This is a genomic window from Budvicia aquatica DSM 5075 = ATCC 35567 (assembly GCF_000427805.1).
Classification (GTDB): Bacteria; Pseudomonadota; Gammaproteobacteria; order Enterobacterales; family Enterobacteriaceae; genus Budvicia; species Budvicia aquatica.
In genome coordinates this window covers 63,048-81,950 of sequence record NZ_KE386583.1, presented here as the reverse complement: position 1 = coordinate 81,950, position 18,903 = coordinate 63,048, and the positions used below count along the sequence as shown (strand labels likewise).

Here is an 18,903-nt window from a genome sequence, read left to right as displayed (position 1 = left end):
ATTAAAAACCATGACTAAAGAATATAAAGGGTTTAATACCGATTTTTCTCTCGAAGGTAAAGTGGCCGCAATCACCGGCGGCGCGGCCGGTATCGGCCACGCTATTGCTGAGCTGTTTATTGCTAAAGGCGCAAAAGTTGTTCTGCTCGACAGGGCCGACAATGTAGTGGTTGCTGCCGGTCAATTGGATAGCCGCAATGCCGTTGGTTTTTATTGTGATGTTGGCGATGCCGAGTCAGTTAAGCAAGGGGTTGATAAAGCGATTAAGGCGTTCGGTCAGTTAGATATTCTGGTTAACAGTGCGGGAATTGTGGCGCTGGATCCGGCTGAAGAGGTCACTGAACAGGATTGGGATAAGACCATAGCCGTCAATTTGAAAGGCGTATTTTTAACCAGCCAACAGGCCGGAAAACATTTTATTAAACAAGGACACGGCAAAATCGTCAATCTGGCTTCTCAGGCCGGAGTCGTTGCACTACCTAACCATCTGGCCTATTGCACCAGTAAAGCCGGCGTTATTGGTATGACCAAAGTGCTGGCTTTGGAGTGGGGCCCGTTAGGCGTACAGATTAACGCGATTTCTCCAACGGTGGTGCTGACAGAGCTGGGGCGTAAAGCATGGTCAGGTCAGGTTGCTGAAGATATGAAACAGCTTATTCCGGCCCGCCGCTTTGCTTACCCGCCAGAAATTGCCGCCTGCGCGCTGTTCTTAGCCAGTGATGCTGCGGATATGATTACCGGTGCAAACCTTGTGATTGACGGTGGTTATACCATCCAGTAGTTACCGACAGGTAACCTATTGTTGATTAAAGATTTTTATTTAATTTGTTTTTATCTTTCAGGAGTTTGCTATGAACCGAATTATTAACGATCCCGACCACGTTGTTGAAGATGCGATAAAGGGCTATTTGGCTGCTTATCCGGAGTTCTTTGCTAAAACTGATCATGAAAAGGTACTCAAACGCCCGGATACTCCCCGCAAGGGAAAAGTGGGCATTGTTACCGGCGGTGGCTCAGGCCATGAACCGGCCTTTTTAGGCTATATCGGTAAAAATATGCTGGATGCTGTAGCGATTGGCGAAATATTTTCTTCTCCGGCCGCCGGTGCATTTTTAGAAGCCTTTAAAGTTGCTGACGGTGGTGCAGGCGTTGCCTGTTTATATGGCAACTACGCCGGCGACAATATGAATGTCAAAATGGCAGCTAAAAAGGCGGAAGCCGCAGGTATCAAAGTCAGAACGGTTGTGGCTAACGATGATGTTGCCTCCGCGCCACCAACGGAAAAAGAGAAGCGCCGGGGCGTAGCCGGTGAAATCTTTATGTGGAAAGTGGGCGCAGCTGCGGCGGCTAAAGACTATGACCTTGACGGTGTGATTACCGCAGCGCAAAAAGCCATTGATAACTGCCGGTCAGTCGGGGTGGGATTAACCTCTTGTACTATTCCTGCGGTAGGCAAACCTAATTTCCATATTGAAGACGGCATGATGGAAGTGGGAATTGGTCACCACGGTGAGCCGGGCATTCGCGTAGAGCCGCTGCAAAGTGCAAAACAGATCGCTAAAACCATGGTGGATTTAGTGGTCGAAGACGTCCCCTTCGTTAACGGTGACGATGTGGCCGTGCTGATCTCCGGGCTGGGTGCGACGCCGACCGTTGAGCTGTATATCTACTACGCAGAAGTGGTCAAGTTACTGGAAGAGAGAGGGATCAAAATCTATCGCCCTTATATCGGTAACTACTTTACCTCGCTGGATATGATGGGCGTCACGCTGACGCTGATGAAACTGGATGATGAATTAAAGACATTAATTGATGTACCGACCCATTCATTAGGCTTAACCCAGGTGGAGTAAGGGATATGAAAGCACTGTGTATAAAAGACGGAACCCCGATTGTTGAAGATTTGGTGAATACCATTATTGCAAACCGCGAATACCTCAGTGAGATCGACGGCGCTATTGGTGACGGTGACCATGGTATCAATATGGCTAAGGGCTTCAATATTTGCGCCGATAGCATCAAAGGTAAGTCTCTGACGGTAGCTGAAGCGCTTGATGTGTTATCCGATTCTTTAATGGAAGGTATCGGTGGTTCTATGGGCCCGCTTTACGGCAGCATCTTTATGGGTATGGCCGATAGCGTGCGCGGCCGCGATAAAATCGATGCCCAAGGCTTTGGCATTATGCTTAGAGGCGGACTTTCCTGCCTGCAGGATGTCAGTACCGCCGGCGTGGGTGATAAGTGTCTGATGGATACGCTTATCCCTGCGGTTGAAGCCTATGAACTGGCTCAACAACAGAATAAATCCTTCGTTGAATCACTCAGCCTGATGAAGGGGGCTGCAACCGCAGGTCGTGATTCTACTATCGATTTAGTGGCTAAGATTGGCCGGGCAAGTCGCTTAGGCGAACGTTCCCGGGGTGTTTTGGACGCCGGTGCAACCTCATGCTGTTTAATATTGAATCGACTGGCCGATTCAGTAGAACAACGGTTGGTGTAAGCTAAAGTCCAGCCCGGTTCTGAGATTCTTCCCCTTTTCAGAACCGGGCTTTTTGTTACTGATAATTGATCACATTTATCGCTGATTTTCAGCTTCCTGCATCTGTTGCTCGTAGTAACTAATCCTTTCCACTTTGGCAGCAGAGCCGCCACCGTCGAACTCAGAATCGAGCCAGGCATCAATGATTGTTTTTGCTAATTCCCCGCCAATCACGCGGGCACCTAAACAGATAATCTGTGCATCATTACTTTTTCTGGCACGTTGAGCAGAAAAGGTATCATGACATTGGGCTGCGCGGATCCCCGCGACTTTATTGGCTGAAATACTCATACCAATACCCGTTCCACAGATTAAAATTCCCCGTTGATGTTTGCCTTGTTTAATCGCCTGAGCAACCTGAATGGCAATGTCCGGATACATAACAGGTGTCGGTTGGCGATCGCAGCTATAGTCAACAATCGCGATGCCTTTTTGCTGAAGAAAAGCCACGATTTGGTTTTTCATCTCAATGGCGGCATCATCACAGCCAATAGCAATAGAGTGCATAATGGTTCTCCTAAACGGATTTCCTCACGCAGCCGGAAGATAATTTTTCCGGCTGATGGATAATTAAACCGGCATCGGAATAAACGAAGGGGCGTAAATAGACGCTACCCGAACGGCTTCAATCAGGCTGACTTCATTGGCCTGACCGGTGCCGACAATGTCATAGGCTGTGCCATGATCTACCGATGTTCGAAGAATAGGCATACCCAGAGTAATGGTAACCGCACGTTCAAAGTCCAGCGTTTTGGCTGCGATATGGCCCTGATCGTGATACAGAGAAAGCACCGCATCCCAACGGCCTTTACGAGCCAGCCAAAATACTGAATCGCCAGGAATTGGACCATCAGCTTTGATTCCCTGCTTACGGGCCAGTTCAACCGCAGGTTCAATTTCTTTGATCTCCTGATCGCCAAACATACCGTTATCACCGTTGTGAGGATTTAATCCGGCCACGGCAATGCTGGCGCTGTTCATGCCGATCTGTTTCAGGCTCTTATCACAGCGGGTGACGTAATCCAGTACCCGATCGGTTTTCACCAAATCACAGGCATCCTTAAGAGAAACGTGGCGGGATAAAAAGAAAATTCGCAGGTTTTGAATGTGAAACATCGTCAGCGGATCGTGAGCGCCGGTAAGTCCGCCAAAGATCTCGGTGTGGCCGATATAGGGAACGTTGGCCATATGTAGCGCTTCTTTGTTGATCGGCGGAGTCGTTACCGCATCACACTGCTGGTTGAGTGCTATGTGGGTTGCGGTCTCGATATATTCATAGCAAGCTCGACCCGCTGATGCCTGAGGTTTACCCAGCTCCATGGCATCGATATCGATATTATCCATATCAATCAGATTAATCGTTCCTTTAGGGAAGGTAGCCGCACGAATTTGCTCTGGCTGTATCGGGTTAAATTTTACCGATAAACCGAGGTTATCAGCGGTCAGTGCCAGAACTTTTTGGCTACCGACGACGACCATATTGGCGTAGCCAAGAGCTTCATCGCTCAGCAGGGTTTTGATCACCAGTTCAGGCGCAATACTCGCCGGATCGCCCATTGGAATTACTACTATTGGTAAACTCATGATATTTCCTCATTGATACGCTTTATATAGTCTAAACAGTGGGTTATAACGTCTTGATTTCCGATTAATCCTCCTTTGGAGACCATCTGAACGCCGTGATAGGGGCCACCGATGATTTGGCTACTAAGAACCTGCGGTAATACGGCTCCGTTGACCTGTAATGCACAAATATTGGCCTGCTGGCAGATTGCCTCGGATATATCTCCGCCGGAGGTATACAGGCCATAAATTTGGTGTTTAAAACGGCTTAGCAGAGTGCAAACAATGCTGGCTATTGACTGATTGATGATGGCCGAAACCTCATCCACCGTGCAGAGATGGTTTTTAGCGATGTCGGCAAGCGGGATTAAATCCTGTTCGCTGGCGGCGCTTACCAGACCAAAAACCTCATAGTCCTGATGGGCTGATACTTGTTCAATAACCCGTAATTCTTCAGCTTTACGGGCCTTAATTGAGGCCATTAGCTGACGACAATCTATTTTGGCCAAGAAGCAGCGCCTCGATGATTTCAACGCAGCGATTTGCCCGAGCGTGGTCGATGACACGCTGCCGATAGCGAGCAGATAATTTTGTTTCTGGTGCTTAACCTGCGGATCCCGGGCAATGGCCTGAGCTAAGTGATAGGTATAGGGACCGGGATCGACCGGTATGATTTTGTCTTTGAAAAAACGATAGGTTGCCTCAGCGATTTCCTCCAAATGGCCGTCGGTAACGGCATCAAATACCACTACTTTTTCGTTACGATAGTTATCGGTCAGATACTTAACAATGCCATCAGCACGGCTATTCAGTTGTTCAATATTGACGGAAAAAATCGGCGTATCGAACTGTTGATGGATGATATTTGCCACCCCTGAATCGGTGACCGGCATTTTTACATCCAGCCCGGCGGCCGTTTCGGCTACCGGAACATTGTTGATATACAGAATGCCATTGCGCGTAATTCTGCCGGAGACCGGGTAGGCTGCGACAACTACCGCAACGTGATGCTCTCTGACCGCCAGCGTTGCTGCGATTTCAGCGCCAATATTGCCGCGCAGCGTACTATCGACTCGTTTACTTAACAGACGCTTATCGGACAGAGCCTGACAGGCCTGAGCCACAATTTTCTTCGCCTGCTTGACGGGTAAAGCCCGGCTATTGGTACTGATGGCAACGACGTTATGCTGCTGAATAATTTGGCGATCTTTAATACCTTCACCAAATACGGTGATGGCAGAAATTCCCTGAAGTGGTGCAAACAGTGAACAGTTGGTGTTAGCTCCGGTAAGATCGTCTGCAACGATACCCACGTTGATCATGGCCTGCATCTCCTTATGCCTCAGGTTCATCAAGGGTGAGGATGATCAGGAACCCCAGCAGGGCAGCAATGCCAAAGTAGATAAATACGTTGGTAAATGAATCGAATTTATCCAGCAGAAAACCCGCGATAATCGGGGCAAAGAATCCGCCTAAGTTACCGCCACTGTTGACCAGCGAGATGGCAATAGGATAGGTAGATCGCGTTGTTAACCCCATCGGATAGGCGGTAAATGAAGGCCAGCCAACGTTAATCATAAAACCGACTAAGAACAGGCTGAGAACGACGAGCGGCATATTGTCGGGAATGTTGATCATTACCATCATCATGATGGCGGTGGATAGGGCGGTCAGCATCATCATCGGCTTTCTTTGACGAATTTTATCGGATAGCCAACCGCCAAAAATACAGCCGATTAAGCCACCGATCCAAGGTGAAGCGGCTACCATGCCCATCTTCATAAACGAGAAGCCTTTCTCATTAACCAGATAGGTTGGGATCCAGGTTAATAAACCGTACAGCACGCTAACCATCATGAAATAGGCCAGGCAATTACCCCAAATATTCCATGAGGTAAATATCTTGGCGTTGGATTCAATCAGGGTAATATTTTTGACTTTAAACCAGCGTGATAGCGGCGGTGGCGCGCTGTGTTTTGGCATGTCATCTACCGTCGCGCCTTCAGATGCGCGGATGTAAGCTAATTCGCTCGGAGAGACATACTTACTGTCTTCCGGCTTGGATTTAACAAACAGGTGCCAGATGATGGCCATAAAAATGCCCGGTATAGCAAACGTCAGGAAGATCCAACGCCAGCCATATTCCATCGCTATCCAGACGCAAAGAGGCGGAACTAAAATGGGCGCGCACATGGTGGCGGCAATATAAATACCCGTTGCCGTCGCTTTTTCTTTCGCCGGAAACCAGTTGTTAATTGTTGAAGTACAGCCAACGGGAATCGGACCCTCTGTCACACCCAGACCAAAGCGGAATGCTTTGATACCAAAGGCGCTGGCAGCGGTCCCGATCAGATAAGTACACAGTGAAAAACCCAGAATGGCAAAAGTGACAATTCCCCGTGTACCGTATTTACCGCACCAGAATCCTGCCGGGATTTGAGATATGGCATAGCCCAGAAAAAAGGTTCCTGCCATAGCTCCGGCTTCTAAGTGAGTAAGACCAAACTCTTTACTGATAAAGGGTAGGGCAACGCCGATATTGGTTCTGTCGGCGAGGTTTACCAGACAAACAAAGAAAACAATAGTGATAACAACCCAGCGGTAGCCGGTCTTCGGCCTGGCTGCTATTTGAGGTATAGCCTGATTCGACATAGGTGAATCCTCTTTATAATTTTTGTAGGGCTTTTGGGGTGAACAAAAGATATTCCTTGGTTCTTTTGTTCGATATATTCTGCTTATAAAAATAATAAATAACTTGAAGTTGATCGCATTTATTGGATCTTTGTGATCTTTTGATCGGAAATGGTAGTGATATCTAGGGGGTTAGAAATTTTGAACGATTGTATGTATATTTTATTTTTTTGTTCAAACGTTCAGCTCGGTTAAGTCTTGAACGCTTTTTTTATGATGGTTATTTGAGCTTATTGTTGAAAAATAAAGCATTGTGGCAGTGGCGGGATGTACGGAAGATAAAAAAAACGGGAGCCACTATGGGCTCCCGTTATGCTGCTGGGGGAATTGATTGGCTTATGGCTGTTGCTGAAGCATATTCAAAATAGTCCGGGCGTTAGAGGCGCTGGTGGCGATAATATCGATCGCTCCGGTGCGCAGAGCGCCAAGAATAGCTAAAGCTTTAGTATTTTCAGAGGCAATGGCAATAACGCAGGGTATCTGACGAAGTTCTTCAGTACTGATGCCGATTACCCGATCGTTCATTACCGTATTAGCCGGCTGGCCCTGAGCATTAAAGAAGTCATAGCCGGCAATTTCACCGGTCACGCCCTGATGCAGGCTTGCATCGACAATCTCTTGCGGGGTAAACCAGCCCAGCTTTACCATATAGCTGTTTTCGTTCATGTCACCGATTCCCACAATAGCAATATCTGCTTTACGGGCCCTGTCCAGCGTCTCTTTGATGGTACCGTTTTGCATAAAAGCTTCTTTTAGCGCGCGGTTTTCAACGTAGGCCGGGGCGTAGAGGGTTTCGCTGGTGCCGCCAAATTTTTTGGCTAAGCGACGGCTGATATGGTCGGCGTTAATCGCATCACCGGGGCGATGTGTTCCACCTATTCCGCAGATAAAACGACAGTTTCTTTCCGGTACTATGCTGACGTGGTCGGCAACTGCGGCAATATTACGGCCCTGACCTACAGCCAATACCGTATTGTCTTTTAAGTTAGTGGCTAAATAAGCTGAAACTAATGAGGCAACCTGACGACGTTGCTCATCTTCATCCTGATAATCCAGAGCTATCAGCGCACGCTTTAAGCCAAAGTGCTCAATAAGTTGCTGTTCCAGGCGCGTACTAAACACCGGATGATAACGAACGGTAATTTCAACAATGCCTTCAGCTTTGGCGCGTTTAAGTAAGCGGCCAACCTTAATTCTTGAAATACCAAACTTATGAGCGATCTCTTCCTGAGTCATCTCATCTTGATAATAAGAAACAGCAATTTCAGTTAGCAGTTCATTGTCTTGTGGAACGGTCTGTTTTTCCATGCGTTTTTACCCTCGGCTAACTAAGAAACCATTTAAATTACGTTTCTTATTGGTGGCCTAAAAGTGGAAAGTCAAAAAAGTTAAACATCGCATACCGGTAATTATTCAAATATTAGAACATTTGTTTCATATCATGAACAGATAAATTTCATTTGTTCTCCTGTTGTTCCTTTTTATCTTTTTGAAAAAGCGATTCAGCTCACGTAAGTGGAATTATCAGGCTTTGAAAGTCGCTTAATGTGATCTTTGTCTTTTTTTCTTCTTAATTTTTTGTTCATATAAGTGAACAAAAGTTTGGTAATTGTTCTTTTGTATTATTGTGGGCTAACAATAATACGCAGTAGTAAAAAAAACTAAAAAAGCGTCCCGTCGCTGAGTAACAAACCTAAAAAACTGTAGCGCTCCGGCTATTGATTAGCGGTGGTACTAAACAGTGTGAAAACGGCAACGGGAACATATAACTCATAGTCAGAGCTGACCGATCTGCATCCGGTTAGTTTAGGGGAAGAAAATGCTGCGAATAAAAGCCAGAACCAAGATATTGGCGCTGTTTTGCCTAATGTCTTTTTTAATGTATGTAGACAGAGTTAACCTCGCGGCAACGGCGGGGTTAATTAAAGATGAACTGGGGTTAAGCAATACAGAATTAGGCGTTATATTTTCTGCATTCGCCTACACCTATGCGATATTTCAGATTATTGGCGGCTGGTTTGTAGACCGTCTTGGTGCGCGCAGAATGATTATCTTCTGCGGCGTCACCTGGGTTATTGCCACCGTTCTAACCGGTTTCGTTGGCGGTTTTATCTCCTTGTTCTTGGCCCGACTACTGCTGGGCGTCGGCGAGGGTGCGGCACTGCCTTCTCAGGCAAGAGCAATCACCTATTGGTTTAAGCCTCAGGAACGTGGATTTGTTCAGGGAATTACTCACTCATTTTCCCGTTTAGGTAACGCCATTACGCCACCGCTGGTGGTGGTATTAGTCACCTTTTGGTCATGGCGCGGCGCGTTTATTGGCCTTGGGGTGATTACATTCTTCTGGCTGGTCACGTGGATTATATCGTTTAAAGACGATCCTAGGGACCATAAAGGAATCACCGCCGATGAACTGGACGGCGTACCGGTATATCACAAACCTGACCTAAGCGTTAAGGCTGCACCAACGCCTTGGGGACCCCTGCTAAAACGTATGGGACCTACCATGGGCGTCTATTTTTGCTACGGCTGGACCAGCTGGTTATTTTTCACATGGTTACCGACCTTCTTTATGCACGGCCGCAATATGGATCTGAAATCGTCCGCGCTGTTTACTGCCGGGGTTTTCCTTTCAGGCGTAGTCGGTAATACCGTTGGTGGATTAGTTAGTGATCGGGTACTCAAAAAGACCGGTAACGTGGTGACGGCAAGACGTAACATCATTATCTTTAGTTTCATCACTGTACTCCTTTTGTTAATTCCTGTGATTAATACCCAGTCACTGTTAGTGATGACAGTGTGCCTCAGCGTTGCTTTCTTTTGCCTTGAGTTAACCATCGGGCCAATTTGGGCGGTGCCTATGGATATCACGCCTAAATATGTCGGTATTGCCAGCGGGCTGATGAACGCGGGATCTGCGGTAGCAGGGATTATTTCACCCATCGTCTTTGGTGTGATTATCGACAGAACCGGCAACTGGAGCCTGCCTTTCTACGGTTCGGTTGTTCTGTTGGTCGTCGGAATATTTTTAGCCTTCTTTATGCGTCCGGATATTCAGTTACATGTCCCGGAAAACAAATGAATTTTGATTGAACCAAATAGGTAGGTAATGATTATGACAATTCCATCACTAGCATTAGTTCTCGGCGATCCGGCAGGCGTAGGCCCTGAGTTAGTCGCAAAAGTATTATCTAAACAAAGTAACCGCCAACTGGCCAATATCGCGATTATTGCCGATAAAGATGAGCTGGAAAAAGGCATGAAAATCGCTGGCTGTCGTTTTCCTTATGAAGAAGCTAGCGATATCTCGACCGTGGTCTTTAAACCGGGCGTACCGGTGTTGTTCCACCATAAAAATAGCCACCCCGCACCGTTTGAGTACGGTGTAGCCACCGAGCAAAGCGGCGTGTATATGTTAGAAACGCTGAAAAAAGCCGTGGATATGACCCAGGCCGGTTTTACCCAAGGCATCTGCTTTGCACCGCTCAACAAACAGGCGATGCATAAAGGCGGATTAAAACACCGTGATGAACTGCACTGGTTTGCTGAACTGACCGATTTTACTGACTTTGCCTGTGAGCTTAACGTTGTAGATAACATCTGGGCCGGTCGGGTTACCTCACATATTCCGTTTAAGAGCATTGTCGATAACCTGTCAATTGACGGCGTGGTTGATGCCATCAAACTGATGGAGAAAACGCTGAAGCAGGCCGGTGTTGCACAGCCTAAAATTGCGGTACAGGCGTTGAATCCGCATGGCGGAGAAGGCGGATTATTTGGTGATGAAGAGCAAACTATTATTAAGCCTGCGATGGAAATAGCCAAGCAGCAGGGCATTGATGTTTATGGTCCTTATCCGGCAGATACCACCATCAAAGCGGTACAGGATCTGAAGCTGGATGCGGTGGTCTCGATGTACCACGACCAGTTTGCGACCGCATTAAAGATGTTAGGTTTTGAGCGCGGTGTTACGGTTCAGGGAGGGATTCCGATTCCGATTGCTACCGCTAACCATGGTACGGCTTATAACATTTATGGACAAAATCTAGCCTCACCATCAGCTTTTGAAAATGCCCTGTTTATCAGCGTTAATATGGCAAAGAACGCCCTTTTGGCCAAATAAAAGTTAAAAGAAAAGGACGAGGATTCCCATGAGTATAAGAAAACCCAAGAAGCTTCTTAACGACCCGCGTGATGTTCCGGAAGAACAGCTACAAGGGCTGATCGCCGCCTGCGGTGGCGATTTACAACGAGTTGATGGCTATAGTGCAGTGATTCGTCGCGATATTCCTGACAATCAGGTAGCGGTATTAATCGGCGGTGGCAGCGGACATGAGCCAATGTTTGCCGGATATGTAGGTAAAGGGCTGGCCGATGCCTCTGCGTTAGGCGAGATTTTCACCTCACCTTCGCCGGATATTATTATTGAGGCTGCTAAAGCTGCCGACCGCGGTCAGGGGGTTCTGTTTGTTTACGGAAATTACTCCGGCGATAACATGAACTTTGATATCGCCGCCGAGCTGCTGGAAGAAGAGGGCGTTATTACTCGCACTATTCGAGTGACCGACGATATTGCCATCGATAAGAAAAGCGATCGCCGCGGCGTTGCCGGCGACATGATGGTACTTAAGATTGCCGGTGCTGCGGCAACTCGGTTTGATTCTCTGGAACGCGTTCATCAACTGGCGGTGAAAGCCAATGACAATACGCGCTCAATGGGCGTTGCGCTGTCGGCCTGTTCTCTGCCACAAACCGGAGAGTTCAACTTTGAACTGGCTGATGATGAGCTAGAGTTGGGAATGGGAATCCACGGTGAACAAGGGGTTCGCCGTCAGAAAATGGCTCCTGCTGATGAAATCGTCACTGAGATTATCGAGCGTCTGTGTGCCGATCTGCCGTTTGTTTCCGGCGATCGCGTTAGCCTGCTGATTAATAATCTTGGTGGATCAACGGTGACCGAACTGCTGATCGCTAACCGTAAAGCTAATCAACTGCTGACCGAGCGGGGAATTATCATTCACGATACCTTAATTGGCAGCTACTGTACCTCTCAGGAAATGTCCGGCTATTCCATCACGCTGATGAAACTGGATGCTGAATTGCAGTCGCTATATGACGCCCCTTGCCACAGCTTTGCCTGGAGAAAATAAGATGATTGATTTAGTCACCACGCGCAGTGTCATTAGAAACGTTGCCGAAAATATGGTTGCCAGTGAGCCAGAATTAACCCGTTTGGATCAGATCGTGGGTGATGGGGACCATGGCTTAGGTATGCAACGTGGTTTTGCTGCGGTTGCTACCCTGCTGGACGGTGATACCTGTAATCCTCAGGATGTCGGCGGGCTGTTACTGCAAGTCGGTACCCGAATGATGTCCAGTATGGGCGGTGCATCCGGTGCGATTTTTGGTACTTTATTTCGTGCCGGTGGTAAAGCCATTGCCGGAGAGCCTTGCTTAACAACGCCCGTGCTTTCCCGTTTTTTAAATGAGGGGCTTAATGCGGTGTTTGCCCGCGGCGGGGCAAAACCGGGTGATAAAACCATGGTTGATGCCCTCACCGCAGCGGCTGAAAAAGCCGCTTCACTGCAGGATAAACCACTGGTTGAAGCCTTACCTGAAATTGCTGCCGCCGCCCACTTAGGCGCTGAAGGCACTAAAAATATGGTCGCGGTTTTTGGGCGTTCGAAAACCTTAGGTGAGCGCTCACTGGGGCATGTCGATCCGGGGGCGGTATCGATGGCGCTTATTTTGCAGTTTATGGCCGAAGGCGTAACTGAGAAACAGTCTGCAACCGCATAGCAACGTGCTGTACGTTCATTATCAACGCGGTTAATTCTATACCCAAAATAATTCGAGTTGCAGCGGCCTCACCTCTCCGGGGCCGCTGCCAGCAGCGTTCAAATCTACTTACAGCAGATTTGTCGGGTGAGTGAGCGCAGCCAACAAAGATGCAGCTTGAAGTATGACGAGTATATACCGCTAAAAGTATCACAGGGAATGACGCTATCGGGCTGAGTTCCCTGCTATCAAGCTGATGCAATAGGATATCGCGGCAATACGACTTAATACGTATTCAATACGATAGGGGAAATTATGGATACTCATGCTACTGGGCAAATAAATGCTCAGGGGTCTTCTACACCTAACGAAAAGGCGACAGCGCGCCCAACTCGCGTGCGCTGGACTATTTTCGCCATTATTTTTGTTTTGGTGGTGATTAATTTAATTGATAGGGTCTCATTATCTATCGGTATGCCGACCATTGCCAAAGAGTTTAATTTATCGCCGACAATGCAAGGCGTCATACTCAGTAGCTTTTTCTGGGCTTATGCACTATTACAAATCCCCGGTGGCTGGCTGATTGATAAATATGGCCCAAGAAAGATTATTACCGGCTCTACTTTGATGTGGGGCGTATTTCAGACGCTGGCCGCATTCTCGACCGGTGGCCTTTCCTTACTTTTTACCCGAATGGCGTTGGGTGCGGCGGAAGCTCCGCTATTTCCCGCCGGCGGTAAAATGAATTCATTATGGTTGTCATCGAAAGAGCGCGGACGTGGCGCAGTATTAATGGACTGCGGCGGTCCGTTAGGCGCCGCTTTGGGCGGAATCATTATCGCTTATATGATCGTTTCGTTGGGATCCTGGCGAATGGTGTTTGCCATTGCCGGCGTTGTGACCATTTTATTGGGATGGATCTCTTGGTATTACCTGCGCGATAACCCGGCGCTTCACCCTAAGGTGAATCAGGCCGAGCTGGCACAGATTTATGACGATAAACGGGGCGTGGAAGCTACCGCTGAAGAAGAGGTGGTACCAAAAGGCATTGGTGTGCCAATGCGCTCGCTTACCGCCATATTAATTGGCCGTGCCGCATGGGCTATGGCTTGGTTTGGCCTGCTGACTTGGGGACCCAGCTATCTGTCTAATGCCAGAGGTTTTGACCTTCACTCCATTGGCAATGCTACGTTTATTATCTTTATGGCCGGAGCGGCCGGATCGCTGTGCGGTGGCTTTCTGTTCGATATGCTGATTAAGCGCGGTGTGAGCCATATTGTAGCGTTAAAGAGCCTGCTGACTTTCTCTGGTTTAGTGACGCTGGCAGCTTTCGCTTCTCTACCTTATCTCAGCGATCCTGTGATCGCCGTTCTGGTACTGTCGATTGCATCATTCTTCCTGCTATGGGGAAGTATTTATTGGAGTTTCCCTGCGTTACTGGCACCGAAAAGTCGGGTGGGCGTGGTGGGCGGAACGATGAATATGGCAGGAAGTACCGGCGGTATTCTGGTTCCTATTCTGGTCGGTATGATTATTGAAGCCACCGGCGGTTATAACGGCGTACTGATCTTTTTTGCCTGCTGCGCCGGTATGTATGTTCTTGGTACCTGTTTGATCGGCTCTAAAACAATAAGAAATACCTGATGTACTCCATGTACTAAGGGTAACCAACCGATTTTAGGAGAGATTAAATGACAACCGAATACTATTCCGGGCCGATAGTGGATGCACATCATCACTTTTGGCAACCGGCAATTAATCCTCATCCGTGGCTGGCCGACGGGGTACTGATCCCGTTCCGTTATGGCGATTACTCGGCCATCAAACGCGAGTATTTACCGCCGGACTACTTTATCGATGCGGTAAAGCATCAGGTGGTAGAGACCGTATATATCGATGCTGAATGGGATCCTCAGGATCCGCTAGGGGAAACTGAATATATTCATACCGTAGCGCAACGCTATGGTGCTCCCAATGCGGTAGTCGCTCAGGCGTGGCTGGATGCTGATAATGCAGCTGAGCTACTCAACGCTCAGGCACAATATCCTTTAGTGCGCAGCGTACGCCACAAACCGGGCGGAGCCGCTAACCCGCAAGAGGCAAAAGCGGGAAAGCGTACCTTGATGAGTCACGATGGCTGGCTGCGCGGATATGCTGAATTGGCGAAGCATGGTTTGCATTTTGATTTACAAACGCCATGGTGGAATTTAGAGGAAGCCAAACGGCTGGCGATAGATTTTCCTGATACGTTGATTATCTTGAATCATACCGGGCTGCCTTCCGATCGCAGCCCTGAAGGGTTAGCCGGCTGGCATCGGGCGATGGCTCAGGTGGCAGAGGTACCCAATATTGTGGTGAAGATTTCCGGTATCGGGCTGGCCGATCGGCCATGGAATATTGATGATAATCTGTGGATTATTCGAGAAACGGTAGCCATTTTCGGCCCTGAGCGGGCGATGTTTGCCAGTAATTTCCCGGTAGACAGCCTGTGTGGCAGTTTTGATACTATTTTTTCCGGTTTCAAACAGGCGGTCAGTGATTTACCTTATGAGCAACAACATCAGCTATTTTGCCGCAATGCCCGACGATATTATCGGACACAGCAGCAATCTCCTGCAGGGCAGGACTCACAATAAGCGTTAAAGGATAGGAATAACAATGACTTCTCAGTTAACTCAATTGGCTGTTAATACCGCCATGTTTGACGGCCATGATTTAGAGCTCGCTTTTAGTACCATTCAGCAGGCGGGGTTCCATTATGTCGAGCTGGCTTATAACGAAGGCTATGTCGGCAATTTAAACCCGTCGTTGTTTACCGCCGAAAGCGCTGCCAGAGTTAAGGATCTGTTGCAGCGTTTTGAGCTGTCAACGCTAGCTCTGGGTTGTACCATGAACTTAGCCGGGCCGGGCATGTTAGATAAATTTCGCTTACGCATTCAGTTTGCCCGTATGATCGGTGCCCGCTGTTTGAATGCCTGCACGACCTCGATGGCTGAGCGAGATTTATTGATCAAAAATCTGCGGATATTAGGGCCTGAAGCGCAGGATAACGGCTGTATTATCTGTTTGGAAAACGGCGGCGACTATAATTACAACGCCTTTGCTGAGGCGGAAGATGGTCTGGAATTACTGGAAGAGATAAATCACCCGGCCGTGGCTCTGAACGTTGATCCGGGCAATATGCTGTCTCTGTGCCCGGATCTGGATCCGGTCGAACAGACAATGGATATGCTGTCGGCCTGTGAGCACTTTCATATAAAGGATGTGATTATTCAAGACGGTGAGTTTTATTTCCCGGCCATTGGTGACGGTATTATTGACTATGCCACTATTTTACCCGCGCTGGCTGAGCAGGGGATTCCGTGCAGTCTGGAAATTCCGTTGCGTATGCATCGGCTAGCGGATAGTACGCCGGTACGTAGCCCTGAGTTGGCGCCAATTGCCCAGAGTCTGGATATTTTAGTTCGCTCACGTCAAGCGATAGAGGCAATGCTGAAGTAACGGTGAGGTCTGCTGAGAATATTGATGATTGTGAGTCAGATTCTAATCTGATAAGCCGGATTTTTCCGGCTTATCAGACCTAAAGATATCGCCCCTATTTTGCGGGCGATATCGACTTAACCGGCGTATTATTTCTGCGTAGCCTGATACTGTTCAACCAGTTTTAAAATCTGACAGAAGCCTTCTGCCTGCCAGGCGGAGCGGCCGATAAACAGTCCGTCGATATCCGGGCGGGAAATCAGCGGGACGGCGTTCTGCGGGTTGACGCTGCCGCCGTACAGTAACGAGATGTTATTGGCACTGTCGCTGCCGTAGAGTTCGACCAGAGCCTGACGCAGGCGAACGTGAATGTATTCTGCCTGTTCTGGCGTAGCCGGTTTGCCCTGTTCGCCGATTGCCCAGATAGGTTCATAGGCAACGATGACTTGTTCAGCCTGCTTAGCGCTAAGACCGGAGAGCGCGGCCTTCATCTGTCTAATCACGGTTTCTGCCGAGGTGCCCCACGCCATATCCTGAGCACTGTCGCCAATGCAGACCAACGGGCGAAGTCCGTGCTTCAGGGCCGCAGCCACTTTCTTGTTCACCGCCAGATCGGTTTCGCCAAAAAACTCTCTGCGCTCTGAATGCCCCATTTCCACCAGATAGGCTCCGGTATCTTTTACCATTAACGGCGATATTTCACCGGTAAATGCCCCGGCATCTTCATAATGCATATTTTGCACACCGGTCAGGCAGCGGGTATTAGACTGGCTAATCATCCGGGTAACGTCCCGAACGCAGGTAAATGACGGAATAATAAAGGGTTGAATATTGTCGGACAGAGAGGGCACAAACTTTTCCAGAATCTGACAAAACTCACTGGCTTCTGACAGGGTTTTATTCATTTTCCAACTGGTGCCGATTAAGGTTTTTTTCATTAGTAATATTTCCCCTGCTATCCCCTTTTGAGCGCAGCTCTATGGGCTTAAGTAATAATAATGTTCATATGATATTATATTGAACTATTGTTCGGTAGCGTTATTTGATGAGATTCACGAATTAGCCATAAACTTTCCGGCGAGAACGGCGAACAACCGATTAAACCGGTGTTAATTAAGCTTGCCTTAGCGCCAAAGTCCCCTATATGCTTTGCTGATTACTCTTTGTTCTCTTTGCGGATGAAAAGGCCAGCTATGTTTCCTGAAGCCGAAAAATTGCAGATGTTGAAAGTAAAAGGTGTTGGTCCTACGGTGATTTCGAGGCTGGAACAAATTGGCTTTTCATCATTAGAACAGCTTTCCGGTGCCGACACCTCTGACGTGACTAAACAGATAGCCCAGATGATAGGCTCCAGCTGTTGGCATAACAGCCCTCAGGCCAGAGGCGCTGTTCAGGGGCTGATCGATTTGGCTAATGCGGCATATCAAAAGCCGTGACGGACAGATAGATGTTTGGCCTATCTGCTTTGTTGATTGATTAATCGGTGTTAATACCTTGAAACTAAACCTCTCTGCTGTCATTGCCCTGATTGTATTGACCTGCATCTGGAGCTACAGCTGGATTGTAATGAAGTCAGTCTTGCCCTATATCGGGGCATTTGACTTTGCCGCTTTGCGCTGTATTTTCGGCGCGCTCTTGTTGCTGGTCGTCTTAAAACTGCGTAACCGGGGTATGAAACCGCCACCGCTGGGCCCGACCTTTATTATTGGGCTACTGCAAACCGTCGGTATGGTGGGGTTTTCTCAGTGGGCATTGGTGAGTGGCGGGGCCGGAAAAGTCGCGATTCTTACTTATACCATGCCGTTTTGGGTAATTTTGCTGGCGGCGCTATTTTTAAATGAACGCCTAAGAAGGTTACAGTATTGGGCGACCGGCATTGCTATCGGTGGGATGGTGCTGATTTTGCAACCCTGGAATATTGACGGCTCAATGGTCGGCTCCTTGCTGGCCCTGATGTCTGGTTTAAGCTGGGGGGCCAGCGTTATTTTTGCTAAACGGCTTTATATGCGTAAGCCGACTGACCTGCTGTCATTAACGACCTGGCAGATGGTTATGGGGGCGATTGTGCTGTCTGTTATTGCCGTGATGACGCATTCTAAGCCGATAGAGTGGCATCCGTATCTGTGGGGGGCGCTGGCGTATAATGCCATTCTTGGTACGGCCATTGCGTGGGTACTCTGGATGTTTATCCTGAAAAATCTACCGGCCGGAATTGCAGGGCTGGGGACATTAGCGATTCCTGTGTGCGGTGCCTTAATGTCATGGTGGCTACTGGGCGAACGGCCAAATAGTTTTGAACTGGTCGGTATTTCATTGGTGGTAGTGGCTCTGGCCTTGGTGAGTATACCCAAGAGCAAGGTGGTGAAATAACCGCGTGCTTAAGCCGATCCGGCGGGCATTCTTTAACCTGTCCGACTTATCAATATCTCTATTCCTTAGTTGCAAATAATAATGATAATCATTTAATATTTAAGGGCGACTTTATCCTGCCAATGTTAAGGAATTATTTGCTATGTCAGCCTGCCCTGCTAAACGCGCTGAAGGTCAGCGTGAACTGTATGTGATTGATGCCTATCCTCTGACTACCAATATGCAGCGGGTTATTTTGGGGGGTGATGAACTGGCGGATCTTGTGGTAGACGGTTCGATAATTGGCCCCCATTTAAAAATGCTCATTCCTTCTGCAAGATAAGGACTATGGGGATGTAAGCCTTTTGGAATCTTAGTTTTATATGTTTATTGAATTTATTATATACACATTACTATACACATTAATTACCACTACAGAACGCTTAATCGAATGACCAAAGGTAAACATCATTCTAATCCCGATATTAACGCTCATCTGTCCC

19 protein-coding genes are annotated in these 18,903 nt (G+C 48.1%); 13 read left to right on the top strand and 6 right to left on the bottom strand.

All coding sequences use genetic code 11. From position 1 onward, the window contains the following. The first annotated feature begins 10 nt into the window (after positions 1-10). The 3 genes from YWE_RS0121345 (at position 11) to dhaL (YWE_RS0121335) (ending at position 2,500) form a co-directional block, all read left to right on the top strand. A complete protein-coding gene (locus YWE_RS0121345) occupies positions 11-781 on the top strand; it encodes an SDR family oxidoreductase (RefSeq protein ID WP_029096288.1) in 771 nt (256 codons plus the stop codon). 70 nt (positions 782-851) lie between these two features. After that, positions 852-1,853, top strand: a complete 1,002-nt coding sequence (locus YWE_RS0121340; RefSeq protein WP_029096287.1) for a dihydroxyacetone kinase subunit DhaK — start codon at positions 852-854, stop codon at positions 1,851-1,853. Between the two features lie 5 nt (positions 1,854-1,858). After that, a complete protein-coding gene (gene dhaL / locus YWE_RS0121335; protein WP_029096286.1) occupies positions 1,859-2,500 on the top strand; it encodes a dihydroxyacetone kinase subunit DhaL in 642 nt (213 codons plus the stop codon). Between the two features lie 75 nt (positions 2,501-2,575). Here the strand turns inward: dhaL (YWE_RS0121335) and rpiB are convergent, their stop codons facing one another. The 5 genes from rpiB to YWE_RS0121310 all read right to left on the bottom strand — a co-directional run bounded on the left by rpiB (position 2,576) and on the right by YWE_RS0121310 (position 8,101). Continuing rightward, complete coding sequence (gene rpiB, locus YWE_RS0121330) at positions 2,576-3,046, bottom strand: ribose 5-phosphate isomerase B (RefSeq protein ID WP_029096285.1); 471 nt, start codon at positions 3,044-3,046, stop codon at positions 2,576-2,578. 63 nt (positions 3,047-3,109) lie between these two features. Next, positions 3,110-4,123 (bottom strand): 4-hydroxythreonine-4-phosphate dehydrogenase PdxA, encoded by a 1,014-nt coding sequence (gene pdxA, locus YWE_RS0121325; protein WP_029096284.1) that lies wholly within the window; start codon positions 4,121-4,123, stop codon positions 3,110-3,112. Next, entirely contained in the window at positions 4,120-5,424 is a 1,305-nt protein-coding gene (locus YWE_RS0121320; protein ID WP_029096283.1) for a four-carbon acid sugar kinase family protein, read from the bottom strand. Before YWE_RS0121320 ends, pdxA begins: the two co-directional genes overlap by 4 nt. Before the next feature lie 13 nt (positions 5,425-5,437). Further along, positions 5,438-6,754: an MFS transporter gene (locus YWE_RS0121315; protein WP_051323496.1), complete on the bottom strand. Its 1,317-nt coding sequence runs from the start codon at positions 6,752-6,754 to the stop codon at positions 5,438-5,440. A gap of 375 nt (positions 6,755-7,129) precedes the next feature. Then, a complete protein-coding gene (locus YWE_RS0121310) occupies positions 7,130-8,101 on the bottom strand; it encodes a sugar-binding transcriptional regulator (RefSeq protein WP_029096281.1) in 972 nt (323 codons plus the stop codon). 511 nt (positions 8,102-8,612) lie between these two features. Here YWE_RS0121310 and YWE_RS0121305 point away from each other — a divergent pair. From YWE_RS0121305 to YWE_RS0121275, 7 genes are all read left to right on the top strand, one after another. Then, positions 8,613-9,875: an MFS transporter gene (locus YWE_RS0121305; RefSeq protein WP_029096280.1), complete on the top strand. Its 1,263-nt coding sequence runs from the start codon at positions 8,613-8,615 to the stop codon at positions 9,873-9,875. Positions 9,876-9,908: 33 nt separating this feature from the next. Further along, a complete protein-coding gene (locus YWE_RS0121300) occupies positions 9,909-10,916 on the top strand; it encodes a 4-hydroxythreonine-4-phosphate dehydrogenase PdxA (RefSeq protein WP_029096279.1) in 1,008 nt (335 codons plus the stop codon). 28 nt (positions 10,917-10,944) lie between these two features. Beyond that, a complete protein-coding gene (locus YWE_RS0121295) occupies positions 10,945-11,943 on the top strand; it encodes a dihydroxyacetone kinase subunit DhaK (protein WP_084167161.1) in 999 nt (332 codons plus the stop codon). 1 nt (position 11,944) lies between these two features. Further along, positions 11,945-12,592, top strand: a complete 648-nt coding sequence (dhaL, locus tag YWE_RS0121290; protein ID WP_211231049.1) for a dihydroxyacetone kinase subunit DhaL — start codon at positions 11,945-11,947, stop codon at positions 12,590-12,592. A 294-nt stretch (positions 12,593-12,886) separates the two neighbouring features. Next, a complete protein-coding gene (locus YWE_RS0121285) occupies positions 12,887-14,215 on the top strand; it encodes an MFS transporter (protein WP_051323495.1) in 1,329 nt (442 codons plus the stop codon). Between the two features lie 47 nt (positions 14,216-14,262). After that, positions 14,263-15,207 carry an amidohydrolase family protein gene (locus tag YWE_RS0121280; RefSeq protein ID WP_029096275.1) on the top strand — a complete coding sequence of 315 codons (945 nt, stop codon included), beginning with the start codon at positions 14,263-14,265 and terminating at the stop codon, positions 15,205-15,207. A gap of 22 nt (positions 15,208-15,229) precedes the next feature. Continuing rightward, positions 15,230-16,072: a sugar phosphate isomerase/epimerase family protein gene (locus YWE_RS0121275; protein WP_029096274.1), complete on the top strand. Its 843-nt coding sequence runs from the start codon at positions 15,230-15,232 to the stop codon at positions 16,070-16,072. 128 nt (positions 16,073-16,200) lie between these two features. Here YWE_RS0121275 and YWE_RS0121270 read toward each other — a convergent pair whose 3' ends face one another. Then, positions 16,201-16,989: a triose-phosphate isomerase gene (locus tag YWE_RS0121270; RefSeq protein ID WP_029096273.1), complete on the bottom strand. Its 789-nt coding sequence runs from the start codon at positions 16,987-16,989 to the stop codon at positions 16,201-16,203. A gap of 255 nt (positions 16,990-17,244) precedes the next feature. Here YWE_RS0121270 and YWE_RS0121265 point away from each other — a divergent pair, with 255 nt between their 5' ends. The 3 genes from YWE_RS0121265 to YWE_RS0121255 all read left to right on the top strand — a co-directional run bounded on the left by YWE_RS0121265 (position 17,245) and on the right by YWE_RS0121255 (position 18,743). Next, on the top strand, positions 17,245-17,487 hold the full coding sequence (locus tag YWE_RS0121265) for a hypothetical protein (RefSeq protein WP_099044099.1): 243 nt from the start codon (positions 17,245-17,247) through the stop codon (positions 17,485-17,487). Between the two features lie 58 nt (positions 17,488-17,545). Further along, positions 17,546-18,421, top strand: coding sequence for a DMT family transporter (locus YWE_RS0121260; RefSeq protein WP_227659923.1), 876 nt, complete (start codon positions 17,546-17,548; stop codon positions 18,419-18,421). Between the two features lie 142 nt (positions 18,422-18,563). Beyond that, entirely contained in the window at positions 18,564-18,743 is a 180-nt protein-coding gene (locus tag YWE_RS0121255; protein ID WP_029096270.1) for an SIP domain-containing protein, read from the top strand. Positions 18,744-18,903: the final 160 nt, after the last annotated feature.